The sequence below is a fragment of the Roseovarius sp. E0-M6 genome (genome assembly GCF_037083845.1).
Taxonomy (GTDB): Bacteria; Pseudomonadota; Alphaproteobacteria; order Rhodobacterales; family Rhodobacteraceae; genus Roseovarius.
The window spans coordinates 38892-51262 of the sequence record NZ_JBAPLA010000006.1; the positions used below are offsets into that span (position 1 = coordinate 38892).

Genomic DNA, 12371 nt, shown 5'->3' on the forward strand with positions numbered 1-12371 from the left:
CTCCGTGGCAAAGGTATCATTCGCCGATTTCCTATAGGAAACCCCGCCTTCATGTAAGGCGCTAAATCGACAATAAAGCTTGAGGTTGCGACATGTATGGTGCAGGTCGGATATGAGTGGCGCAAATGCGCCCCCGAATGTGCCTATTGGAAACAGGAGGCCGGACGCATGAGCCGCGCCATAGCCTTTGTGGCCAGCGAAATGCATCAGGCGGGGCATGCCCGGTCGCTCCTGGCGCAGCGGTTCGGGGATGTGCCCGAAGACGAGGCGGATGTGATCGTGGCGCTTGGCGGCGATGGCTTCATGCTGAGCACGCTGCACAGGACACAGGAACTTGACGTGCCGGTCTATGGGATGAACCGCGGCACCGTGGGCTTCTTGATGAACGAATACAGTGAGCACGACCTTCCCGACCGGTTGAAAGCCGCCGAGGAAGAGGTGATCAACCCCTTGTTCATGCGGGCAAAAACGACCACGGGCGATATCCGTGAGGCGCTTGCCATCAATGAGGTTTCGCTGCTGCGAGGGGGGCCGCAGGCGGCCAAGCTTCAGATCCATGTGGACGGGCATATGCGCCTTGAGGAGCTGGTTTGCGACGGGGCGCTTGTGGCGACGCCCGCAGGCTCCACGGCTTATAATTACAGCGCGCACGGGCCGATCGTGCCCATCGGTTCGGATGTGCTTGCGCTGACGGCGGTGGCGGCGTTCCGTCCCCGGCGCTGGCGCGGGGCACTCCTGCCAAAGACTGCGAAGGTGCGGTTTGATGTGCTCGACCCGGCCAAGCGTCCGGTGATGGCCGACGCCGATAGCCGGCACGTGGAAAACGTGCTGTGGGTCGAGGTCATGTCCCGGCCTGATATCCGTCATCGCATTCTCTTTGATCCCGGCCATGGTCTTGAGGAGCGGCTGTTGCGCGAACAGTTCGTCTGAAAGGTTAATCCGCCGTCCGGCACGTCGGTATCACGTCGGCATTCACGTAAGTATCGCGTCGGTGATTGCTGAGTCGCGAATGGCGTCAACGCGGCGTTCGGTGCAGTTGGAAAAGGGTGGAATTTGCCGCTGCGGTGCGGAACATTTCGAGAGGCTTCCGGTTGTCGGATCACACGGGCGCCAACATGCGCCACGGAATTTCAAAACCGAGAGGAGCACATCATGAACTGGGAACAAGTCAAAGGTAACTGGAACCAGATTCAGGGTCAGGCGCGCGAACAATGGGGCAAGCTGACCGACAACGATCTTCAGGAAGCGGCGGGCGAGCGTGATCAGCTTGTCGGTAAACTTCAGGAGAAATACGGCATGGCCAAGGAACAGGCCGAGCGGGAAGTGGACGATTTCGCATCGCGCATGTGAAGAAAGCCTTCACGAAACAGTAAGGCGGCCCCGGCGGGCCGCCTTTTTCGTGTCCGAGGACAAATCACCTGTCTTTGACCTGTTCCTTGAGCCAATCGGCGAATGCGCGTGAGGCTGCGCTTTCGTCGGGTTTGGCGGGCGGGATCAGGAAATATCCCTCGGACAGGGGCGGCGCGTGATCGAACGGGCGCACCAGACGACCCTCGCCAATCAGGCGGGCGACAAGCGTGTCATGCGCCATAGCTATGCCCGCCCCTTCAAGGGCAACATTCACCGCGATGCCGAAGGTCGAGCCGCGATTGACTTCGGCCCAACGGGTGAACGGGCGGCCCTGAGAGTTGAACCACGATTCCCAAGTTCCGGTATGCCCGGAACATTCGAAGAGCGTGGCGGTGTCGAGATCAAACGCGCCGTTCTGATAATCGGGCCGGCAGACGGGATAGAACCTGTCCTGTGTCAGCCGTTCGGCGCCATGTGGCAGGTCGCCGTGCCGTGCAAAGCGAATTTCGAGGCTCGACGCGTCGGAATTGCGTTCTGGATCCCAGATCGGGGTGACAATGTTCAGCGCGATCTCGGGATGCGCCGTCTGAAAGTGTCGCAGCCGGGGCGTCAGCCAGAAAAGCGCGAAGCCAAGGTTGCATTGCACGATCAGGGATTCGCCCCGATTCTCACCGAAGACGGATCGCGTGCCTTGGGTCAGCATGTCGAAGGCTTCGCGCACCGTGGGAAGGTAGTTGCCCCCGGCCTCGGTCAGATCGAGCGCGCGAGTCCGCCGGATAAAGAGATCGCGACCGAGAAAGTTTTCAAGGTTTCGGACATGCTGGCTGACTGCGGATTGGGTCAGGCCCAGTTCCTCGGCGGCCATGGTGAATGAGAGATGTCGCGCCGTCGCCTCGAATGCGCGCAGCCATGTCAGGTGAGGCAAGGTATTCGCAGGCATGGGGCCCCGTCCATTAGAAGAACTAATGCCATGGCGCATTATCCATAATTTGTAAAGGCTTGGGCGGTTTGCCATCTGTCGTGGCAAGAGCAAAAGGAGCCGATATGACACGCCTTGCGACGCATGACGCGACCCCGAACCTTGGCCATTGGCAGGAGCGTGCCGATATGGCGGCGGCGTTCCGCTGGACTGCTCGGTTGAACATGCACGAGGCGGTGGCGAACCATTTCAGCCTTGCGGTGAACGAGGGCGGGACCGAGTTCCTGATGAATCCCAACCAGATGCATTTCAGCCGGATCAAGGCGTCGGACCTGCTTCACCTCGATGCGAATGACCCGGACGCGATGGAAAAACCCGGCGCGCCAGACTCGACCGCCTGGGGCCTGCACGGATCGGTTCACCGCCACTGTCCGCATGCGCGTTGTGTGATGCACGCGCATTCGATCCATGCCACCGTTCTGGCCAGTCTGGCCGACAGCCATTTGCCCGCGATTGATCAGAACACGGCCACGTTCTTTGGGCGCCATGCCGTGGATGACCAATTCGGCGGGTTGGCCTTCGAGGAAGAGGGCACGCGGTGCGCGGGCCTTTTGTCGGACCCCAAGATCAAGGTGCTGGTGATGGGCAATCACGGTGTCTTGGTCATTGGCGACACTGTCGCGGATGCGTTCAACCGGCTTTATTATTTCGAGCGCGCCGCCGAGACCTATATCCGGGCGCTCCAGACCGGGCAGCCGTTGCGCCTGCTGTCCGACGAGGTGGCCGAGAAAACGGCACGGGAACTAGATGATTATCCCGGTCAGGCCGAAGCGCACCTGAATGAGATCAAGGCGATTCTGGACGCAGAAGGCTCCGATTACGCCGCTTGAACATCCGACACACACCATCAGCAAGGAGGGATCATGACGACCCGATCCGTACGCCTGTCCGAAAAGGGCCTTTTCGTTCCGCTCGCCGACGGCGAAACCTATTTCAACTATCATTGGCTGCGCGATGCGTGTCCCAGCGCGATTGATCCGCAGACGCGCGAGCGTGTGTTCGACATCTCATCGCTGGAGGCCGGTCCACGGGCGCAGGCCGCGCGGATTGACGGCGGTCATCTGGTGATCGACTGGCAAAGCGAGGATCACGAGACGCGTCTGCCGCTGTCGCAGCTTCAGGCCTTTGCCGATAATGGCCGCAAACCCGACCCTGCGGATTTGCCGCGCAAGCTGTGGTATTCGGATGGCTATGACGATTTCCGCCGCGTGACGCAGTCGGATGTTCTGACGACGGATGACGGGCGTGCGACCCTCGCGCGGGCGCTGGTCGAGGACGGGGTCGCGCTGGTGACCGAGATGGAGAACAGCGACGAGAGCCTGACGCGGCTGGTGAACAGCCTTGGCCCGATCACGCCATCCGCGGAGGGCGATCATTTCGAGGTGCGGCTTGAGATCGCGCCGACGAACCTTGCCTTTACCGCCGGACCGCTGGAAATGCATACCGACCTGCCGGGCGAGGAAATGGCACCGGGGGTGCAGTTCCTGCATTGCCGCGAGAACACCGTGGAGGGCGGACGGAGCCTTTTCCTTGACGGGGCGGCGGTTGCCGCGGCCCTGCGCGAGGAAGACCCGGAGGCGTTCAACCTTCTGGCCAGCCACGATATTCCGTTCTTCTACCGGCATGACGGCTGGGACTACCGGGCGCATCAGCGCGTGATCGAGCTGGACGCGCGGGGGAACGTGGCCGGGGTCACGGTGTCACAGCATCTTCAGGACGATATCGACCTGCCGCAAGACCTGCTGGACGACTATTACCCGGCGCTGTGCAAGTTCATCCGGATGATGCAGGAAGACCGGTTCCTGTGCCGGTTCCGGCTGAATGCGGGCGAATGCATCGTGTTCGATAATCATCGGATCGTGCATGGACGTGAGGCGTTTTCGGCCGACAGCGGCGCGCGGCACCTGCGCGGTTGCTATACCGACCGGGGCGCGACGTGGAGCACCTACCGCACCCTTGTGGCGCGTGGTGCGACCGGCCTGCTCGAAGACCGCCCGGCGGCGAAGGTCGCCTGATGGGGCGGGCCCGGGCCATGTCGGCCCGGGCCTGCCCCGCGTTTACGTTTTTGCCAGTCCGAGGCCCTGCAACGCCTCGCGGATTTCGTCGAGGATGGCCGGGTCGTCGATCGTGGCGGGCATCTTGTATTCCTTGCCATCGGCGATGTTGACCATGGTTGCGCGCAGAATTTTGCCCGAGCGTGTCTTGGGTAGACGATCCACGACGCAGCACAGCTTGAATGCCGCAACGGGGCCGATACGGTTGCGCACAAGTTTGACGCATTCCGCGCTGATCTCTTCGGTGGGGCGGTTCACGCCCTTGGTGAGACAGACGAATCCGACCGGAAGTTGCCCCTTGAAGGAATCCGAGATGCCGATCACGGCGCATTCGGCCACGTCGGGATGCGAGGCCAGAACCTCTTCCATGCCGCCGGTCGACAGCCTGTGACCCGCCACGTTGATCACGTCGTCGGTGCGCGCCATGATCCAGAGATACCCGTCCTCGTCCTTCATGCCCGCGTCGCCGGTTTCATAGTAGCCGGGGAAGGTTGAGAGGTATGATTTCCGGAACCGGTCCGGCGCATTCCAGAGGGTCGGAAGTGTTCCGGGCGGAAGCGGCAGCTTGATCGCGATGGCACCAAGTTCGCCCGCGGGAAGCTCGTTGCCCTCGGGGTCGAGGATTTGAACGTCGTAGCCGGGCATCGCGACGGTGGGCGAACCGAGCTTGACCGGCATCGGCTCGATTCCGACCGGGTTGCCGGCAATGGTCCAGCCTGTTTCGGTCTGCCACCAGTGGTCATAGACCGGCTTGCCCGTCATTTCCCGGGTCCATTCGATCGTGTCGGGGTCTGCGCGTTCGCCCGCGAGGTAGATCGCGTTGAGACAGCTCAGGTCGTATTTCTTGAGAAACTCGCCCTTGGGGTCTTCACGCTTGACCGCGCGAAAGGCCGTGGGGGCGGTGAAGAAACTCTTGACCTTGTGTTCGGAGATCACCCGCCAGAATGTGCCCGCATCGGGCGTGCCAATCGGCTTGCCCTCGAAGACGATCGTGGTGTTGCCGTGAATGAGCGGCGCATAGCAGATGTACGAATGGCCCACGACCCAACCCACGTCGGAGGCGGCCCAGAACACATCGCCGGGATCGACGTTGTAGATGTTCTTCATCGTCCAGTTCAGCGCCACGAGATGCCCCGCGGTGGCGCGCACGACACCCTTGGGCGCGCCGGTGGTGCCGGATGTATAGAGAATATAGGCCGGATGGTCGCCTTCGACCGGAACACAGTCGGCAGGCGTGACATCGCGTTGAACCTCGTCCCAGTCGAAATCGAAACCGGGCTTGAGATCGCCGGTTTCGGGTTCACGCTGAAAGATCACGGTAAACTCGGGCTTGTGATGGGCCTCGGCGATGGCCCCGTCCACCAGCGGTTTGTAGGGCACGACGCGCCCGGGCTCGAGCCCGCAAGACCCGGCGATGATCGCCTTGGGGGTCGCATCGTCGATCCGCACCGCAAGTTCGCTGGCTGCGAAGCCGCCGAACACGACCGAATGGATCGCACCGAGACGGGCACAGGCGAGCATCGCCACCAGCGCCTCGGGGACCATGGGCATGTAGATGATGACGCGGTCGCCCTTTGCGATGCCCTTGTCGCGCAGCGCCCCGGCAAGCGTCGCGACGCGGTCCTTCAGGTCCGCGAAAGTGATCTTCGCCTTGGTGCCGGTGACGGGGCTGTCATGGATGATGGCCACCTGATCGGCGCGACCGTTTTCAACATGCCGATCCACCGCATTCCAGCAGGTGTTGACGCGGGCCTCGGCGAACCAGTCATAGAGATGATCGCCCCGGTCATAGAGCGCCTTCTTTGGCGGCTCGACCCAGTCGATCGCGCGGGCCTCGTTCAGCCAGAACCCCTCGGGGTCGTTCTGCCACGACTTGTAAACGTCCTTGAAGTTCATGAAGCTCTCCCTCTTTCCCTTGGGGCAAGGTGTTACGCAGCGTGGGCAGGTCCGACAAGGCTGTTACCGATCACGCGGGCCGGTATGATCACAAAAATTTGCAATTTTCCGCCAATGCCGCTGCAAATTTTGCAAATCGCCTTTTTTACGGTGTTTTAGCGGCCCGTGGCGAGACGGTTTGCAAAGTCAAGAGCGCGTGATGCGGTCAGCCCGTGCTTGAGCGATGCCGTGCCGCACTTCATCATCGCCGGGAAAGGGGCGCAGATGCCGGATTCCGGGACCACAGACCGCCGATTCGATCCCGATGTAACCGTGTCTCGGGGATCGGCGATGATCTGTGAGGTGAGGGCCTTATCGCGATCCGGGGGCATAGCATGACCCTATGGTTGCTTGTGCTGGCGCTGCTGCTGGGGGCGGTGCTCAGATCGGGGTCGGTCTGTATGGTGGCGGCGACCGAGGCATTCCTGCGCAGGCGCGACCCGTCCCGAGCGTTACTGATAGCAGAAGGCACGTGCTGGGCACTTGTGGCTCTGACCTTGATCGGGGCCTACCCTTTGGGTGTTCGGTTCAGCGAGTCTATGCTGCTGGGGCTGGCGGGGGCATTCGTGTTCGGGATGGGCGCGGCGGTGAACGGCGCCTGCGCCTTTGGCGTGATCGCGCAGGTGGGAACCGGACGGTTCGAATATGCTCTGACCGGTGTGGGGGTCTGGATCGCGGTGCAGGCGTCGGGCGGCATGAGACCTGTGACCGAGAGCATGGACATGGCGCCGGTCGGGACATGGTCCGCGGCTGTGATGCTTGCGGTTGCGCTTGTTCTTGTGCGGCTTTGGTTGCGGCGTGGACGGACAGTCGGGCGGGTATTGTTCCTTGGTGTTGCGATGGCAGTGGGGGCGGCGTGCTTCACCGCCATCGCGGTCAATCATGCGCGATTCCCATGGATCGCCTTGTTGAACGATCCAGGGATGGCGACTGCGCTGTCATGGTGGATCGCCGGTTCTGTGGTGGCGGGCGCGATTGGGGCAGGGCTTGTCATACCTGACGGGTTCAATCTTAGTTGGCCGGGCTTTGGCCGACTTGGACGCCGACTCATTGGCGGGGTGCTTATGGGAACGGGCAGTGTCATGCTTCCCGGTGGCAATTCCAGCTTGCTTTTCTTTGGACTGACAACGGGCGCTCCAATGGCGGCGCTTGGCCTTGTGGCCATGCTCGCAGGGATCGTCGTCATGATCCTTGCTTCTGCGGGTCCGCTCTCGCCGTTTTTGCGCCGGGTGGCGGCCATGTGTGGCCTCGGGCACAGTGATCACCGGGGTTGAGGCGGCCCGAGGGGCCAAGGACGCGCGACCGAATTTCGCGTGCAGGGGGATTTTCGACATCCGGCAGGTCGAAAACCGGCCAGATCCTGAGCCGTGTCTGTGCTACGACTCAGATCGTGGAGCGGCATGGTGCCCCTCCCGCTTTGAAAAGGTCCGTTGCCATGGGCGACAAGGAACGCAAGCCGGCCAAACCCGGCACGAAACCCACCAAGAAGTAAGTCTTCACCCCATCCAGAAAATGACCGCCGGCGCGCAGACCGCCGGCGGTCTCGTGATCAGCCGTAATGCGCGACCGGTGTGCCCGCGATGGCCGCCACGTTGAGAAGCCCGCGGGCGGTGACGCCCGGCGTCACGATGTGGGCGCGGTTGCCCATGCCCATGAGAATCGGGCCCACCTCGAGCCCGCCCGCTTTCATCTTGAGGATGTTGCGCACGCCCGACGCGGCATCGGCATTGGCGAAGATAAGCACGTTGGCCGCCCCCTCCATCCGGTTGTCAGGCAGGAGCCGCGCCCGCAGTTCGGGATTGAGCGCGGTGTCGACATTCATCTCGCCCTCATAGCAGAAGCCGGGATTCTGCGCGTCAAGGAGCGCGATGGCGGAGCGCAGGCGCTTGCCCGAATCCTCACCCTGATTGCCGAATTGTGATTGCGAGCAAAAGGCGATGTTGGGTTCGATACCGAAGCGGCGCACATGGCGTGCGGCGCCGATGGCCGACTGCGCGAGGTTCTCGGGGCTGGGAAAGACGCGCACATGGGTGTCGGCGATAAAGAGCGGCCCATCTTCGAGAATGATCATCGAAAGCGCGCCGTGCGGGCTGAACCCGTCATTGCCAAGCACCTGATTGACGTAATTCAGATGCCATCGATATTCCCCGAAGGTGCCGCAGATCAGGCTTTCGGCCTCGCCGCGATGGACCATCACCGCGCCGATGGCGGTGGTGTTGGTGCGCATCACCGCGCGGGCGAGATCAGGGGTCACACCCCGGCGCTGCATGATCTGGTGATAACTGCTCCAGTAGTCGCGGTAGCGCGGGTCGTTTTCGGGATTCACGATGGTGATGTCGCGTTCGGTGCTGATCTCGAGGCCCATGCGTTCACAGCGCGTCTGGATCACATCGGGGCGACCGATGAGGATCGGCTGTTCGCTCGTCTCCTCGAGCACGGCTTGCGCTGCACGGAGCACGCGCTCGTCCTCTCCTTCGGCAAAGACGATGCGGCGCGCCTCTTTGCGGGCGGCCTCGAAGACGGGCCGCATGAGCAAGGCGGATTTGAACTGTGCGGCATCGAGCCGGGCCTTGTAGGCCTCCATGTCCTCGATGGGCCGCATGGCGACGCCGGTTTCCATCGCGGCGCGCGCAACCGAGGTCGAGACGATCCCCGACAGGCGCGGATCAAACGGCTTGGGGATCAGGTAATCGGGACCGAAGGTGAGTTGTTCGCCCTTGTAGGCCGCCGCCGCTTCGGCCGAGGTGGTTTCGCGGGCAAGCTGCGCGATGCCTTCGACGCAGGCCAGTTGCATCGCGTCGTTGATCTCGGTCGCGCCCGCATCAAGCGCGCCACGGAAGATGAACGGAAAACACAGCACGTTATTGACCTGATTGGGAAAATCGCTTCGGCCCGTGGCGATGATCGCGCGCGGTGCCACGTCGCGGACGAGGTCGGGCATGATTTCAGGGGTCGGGTTGGCTAGGGCGAAGACGATCGGGTCCTCCGCCATTTTCTCCACCATCGGGGGGGTGAGAACCTTTGGTCCCGAAAGCCCGAGGAAGAGGTCCGCCCCAGCGATCACCTCGTCCAGCGTGCGCTTGTCAGAGGGTTGCGCGAAGGCGGCTTTTTGCGGGTTCATGTCCTCGGTTCGGCCTTCATAGACCAAACCGTGAATGTCGCAGAGCCAGACATTCTCGCGTTTGACGCCCAGCTTCAGAAGCAGGTTGAGACAGGCGATGCCCGCGGCCCCGCCGCCCGTCGAGACGATCTTGATGTCCTCGAACTTTTTGCCCGCGACATGCAGCGCGTTGGTGGCCGCCGCGCCGACGACGATGGCGGTGCCGTGCTGATCGTCGTGAAAGACGGGGATATTCATGCGCTCGCGGCAGATTTTTTCGACGATGAAACAGTCGGGCGCCTTGATATCCTCGAGGTTGATCGCGCCGAAGGAAGGCTCCATCGCGCAGACGATCTCGGCCAGTCGTTCGGGATCGGGCTCATCAAGTTCGATATCGAAACAGTCGATATCGGCGAATTTCTTGAAGAGCACGGCCTTGCCCTCCATCACTGGCTTGGAGGCGAGCGCGCCGATATTGCCCAGCCCCAGCACCGCCGAGCCGTTGGTGACCACCGCCACGAGGTTCCCGCGTGCGGTGAAGCGCGAGGCATTGGTGGCGTCGGCCTTGATTTCAAGGCAGGCCTCGGCCACACCCGGCGAATAGGCCCGTGCCAGATCGCGCCCGTTGGCCAGCGGCTTGGTCGCGCGAATCTCGAGCTTACCGGGTTCGGGAAACTCGTGATAATCCAGCGCGGCCTTGCGCGCCTGTTCGCGGGCGGTGTCGGTGGCCTCGGGGTCAGGGGTGTCGGTCATCATATGATCCTTCGGGCGGATTGATATATCGTTCAGCGCTAAACTATCCGCACGTCATCGGGGGCGACCCGCGCGCCGGAGGCTTGACGTAACGTTCGCACGACAGGCGCGCGCGTGCAAATGCGATGTGCGGTCTGGCGTCCGGGGGTGGATTATGAGTATTTGTAGAAAGATGAAGCCGGGAGGCGACCTGCCTCCGCAACGGACCGGAGGGGACATGGACCAGCACCTGACCGTCGTCGAGCATCCGCTCGTGCAACATAAACTCACATTGATGCGCGAGAAGGAGACCTCGACCGCCGTGTTTCGGCAGCTCCTGCGCGAGATCAGTCAGCTTCTGGCCTATGAGGTCACCTATAAGCTGCCCACGGAGGCGCGCCGCATCGAGACCCCGCTCGGAGAGATGGACGCGCCGGTGCTTGCGGGGCGCAAGCTGGCGCTGATTTCGATTCTGCGGGCGGGCAACGGCCTTTTGGACGGGATGCTTGAGCTCATTCCATCGGCACGGGTGGGCTTTGTCGGCCTTTACCGCGACGAGGCCACGCTTCAGCCGGTGCAATATTACTTCAAGGTACCTGATCACCTTGACGAACGGTTGGTCATTCTGGTCGATCCAATGCTCGCCACCGGCAATTCGAGCGCGGCTGCGGTCGATCTGGTCAAGCAGGCGGGCGCCAAGGATATCCGGTTCCTGTGCCTGTTGGCTGCGCCCGAAGGTGTCGCGCGGATGAAGGAGGCGCATCCGGACGTGCCCATCGTCACCGCGTCACTTGACGAGAGGCTGAACGATATCGGTTATATCCTGCCGGGGCTCGGGGATGCCGGAGACCGGATGTTCGGCACGAAATAGCTGTATTTTCGGTTTACTGCGCACAGGATTTACGGCAAGCTGACCCCCACATCTTGTGGGGGCAAAATGAAACTTACCAGAGTTATTGCGATTGCCGTGATCACGGCGTCAGGCGCGCTGGGCCTTGCCCAGGCGCAGACGCTGCGCGATGCGGAGGCACCAGCCGAATTCCCGCCATCTTCTTTTCAGGGGCGGCAATATGTGGACAGCGACGGATGCGTCTTCATCCGGGCCGGTATCGACGGCAATGTCACATGGGTGCCGCGGGTGTCGCGGAGCCGGAAACTTGTCTGTGGCTATCAGCCGACGCTGACCGCGCGGGCCAAGCCCGAGCCAGCGGCGAAACCGGCCCCGAAGCCCGAGGCGGTTGCCACAGCGAAGCCGGTCGTGCGCACGCAGGCAAAACCACGCACCGTTGCGGCGGCGCAGCCCAAGCCGGTGCGCAAGCCCGCACCGCAGCTTGTGCGCCCTGCCGCGCCGGTGGCTCAGGGCCCCGTCGTGCAGACCGCGCCCGCGAAAAAAGTTGTGACCCGGAAACCGGCCAAGACCGTGCGGCGTGTCGCCGGGGCATCGCCCTGCCGTGGCTTGAGCGCGGTGTCGGCGCGATATCTGCGCGGTCACAATGTGCGGTGCGGTCCGCAGGCCGAGCCGCCGCATAACGGTGCCGTGGCATCGCCATCGCGGAGCTATAGCCCGGCGCAGGCCACGACGACGGCCGTTCGGCGCCCTGCCGCCACGCCCAATACGGTGCAGAGCCCGCCGGTGCGCGTCGCGCCGAAGCATGTCTATGCCAAGCAGCGTGTCGCAACGGCGGGTGTGCGCATTCCCGAAGGCTACAAGCGGGTCTGGATGGACGGGCGTCTCAATCCGAAGCGCGCGCATCAGTATTTCGAGGGCAAGGCGCGGATGGAGCAGGTCTGGACCAAGACGCTTCCGCGTGAACTAATTCAGCGGGATGTCGGCCCCGTGGTTCAGCCCGCCGATCCGCAGACAGGGTATTCGCGTGGCTATGGCAGCAAGGGGCACGGGACCGCGCCGGTGATTTCGTCACGTGGAACGGCCCCGGCCAAGTCGCAGGTGCAGGCCAAGCAGGCGCAGCCTGTGGCGCAATCCAAACCCGCGAGCCACAGCTATGTGCAGGCCGGTGTCTTTGCCACACGCGCGCAGGCCGAACAGGCCGCGCAGCGCGTGGCGCGCACGGGCCTGACGACGCGGCTCGGGACGCTGACCAAGGGGGGTAAATCCTACAGCCTCGTTCTGGCCGGTCCGTTCCGGACGCAGGGCGCGTTGGGTTCGGCGCTGGCGCGGGTTCGTGCCGCCGGTTTTGGCAACGCGACGTATCGCTGACCT

Annotated in this window: 10 protein-coding genes; 7 read left to right on the forward strand and 3 right to left on the reverse strand. The window is 62.9% G+C overall.

The features are described from left to right. Nucleotides 1-168 precede the first annotated feature (168 nt). Both V8359_RS14390 and V8359_RS14395 read left to right on the forward strand, forming a co-directional pair. Entirely contained in the window at nucleotides 169-930 is a 762-nt protein-coding gene (locus V8359_RS14390; protein ID WP_336429725.1) for an NAD kinase, read from the forward strand. A 222-nt stretch (nucleotides 931-1152) separates the two neighbouring features. After that, entirely contained in the window at nucleotides 1153-1350 is a 198-nt protein-coding gene (locus tag V8359_RS14395; protein WP_336429726.1) for a CsbD family protein, read from the forward strand. A gap of 64 nt (nucleotides 1351-1414) precedes the next feature. On the opposite strand, the gene V8359_RS14400 is transcribed toward V8359_RS14395, so the two are convergent. Then, on the reverse strand, nucleotides 1415-2290 hold the full coding sequence (locus tag V8359_RS14400; protein ID WP_336429728.1) for a LysR family transcriptional regulator: 876 nt from the start codon (nucleotides 2288-2290) through the stop codon (nucleotides 1415-1417). 104 nt (nucleotides 2291-2394) lie between these two features. On the opposite strand from V8359_RS14400, the gene V8359_RS14405 reads away from it, so the two are divergent. Further along, nucleotides 2395-3159, forward strand: coding sequence for a class II aldolase and adducin N-terminal domain-containing protein (locus tag V8359_RS14405; RefSeq protein WP_336429729.1), 765 nt, complete (start codon nucleotides 2395-2397; stop codon nucleotides 3157-3159). A gap of 33 nt (nucleotides 3160-3192) precedes the next feature. After that, nucleotides 3193-4344 (forward strand): TauD/TfdA family dioxygenase, encoded by a 1152-nt coding sequence (locus V8359_RS14410; RefSeq protein ID WP_336429731.1) that lies wholly within the window; start codon nucleotides 3193-3195, stop codon nucleotides 4342-4344. 42 nt (nucleotides 4345-4386) lie between these two features. Here the strand turns inward: V8359_RS14410 and V8359_RS14415 are convergent, their stop codons facing one another. Next, a complete protein-coding gene (locus V8359_RS14415; protein ID WP_336429732.1) occupies nucleotides 4387-6279 on the reverse strand; it encodes a propionyl-CoA synthetase in 1893 nt (630 codons plus the stop codon). Between the two features lie 374 nt (nucleotides 6280-6653). On the opposite strand from V8359_RS14415, the gene V8359_RS14420 reads away from it, so the two are divergent. Then, entirely contained in the window at nucleotides 6654-7592 is a 939-nt protein-coding gene (locus tag V8359_RS14420; RefSeq protein WP_336429733.1) for a YeeE/YedE thiosulfate transporter family protein, read from the forward strand. A gap of 275 nt (nucleotides 7593-7867) precedes the next feature. Here V8359_RS14420 and V8359_RS14425 read toward each other — a convergent pair whose 3' ends face one another. Next, on the reverse strand, nucleotides 7868-10171 hold the full coding sequence (locus V8359_RS14425) for an NADP-dependent malic enzyme (protein WP_336429734.1): 2304 nt from the start codon (nucleotides 10169-10171) through the stop codon (nucleotides 7868-7870). A gap of 217 nt (nucleotides 10172-10388) precedes the next feature. Here V8359_RS14425 and upp point away from each other — a divergent pair, with 217 nt between their 5' ends. Beyond that, nucleotides 10389-11021, forward strand: coding sequence for a uracil phosphoribosyltransferase (upp, locus tag V8359_RS14430; protein WP_336429735.1), 633 nt, complete (start codon nucleotides 10389-10391; stop codon nucleotides 11019-11021). Nucleotides 11022-11087: 66 nt separating this feature from the next. Continuing rightward, nucleotides 11088-12368, forward strand: a complete 1281-nt coding sequence (locus V8359_RS14435; RefSeq protein WP_336429736.1) for an SPOR domain-containing protein — start codon at nucleotides 11088-11090, stop codon at nucleotides 12366-12368. The last annotated feature ends 3 nt before the right edge of the window (nucleotides 12369-12371 follow it).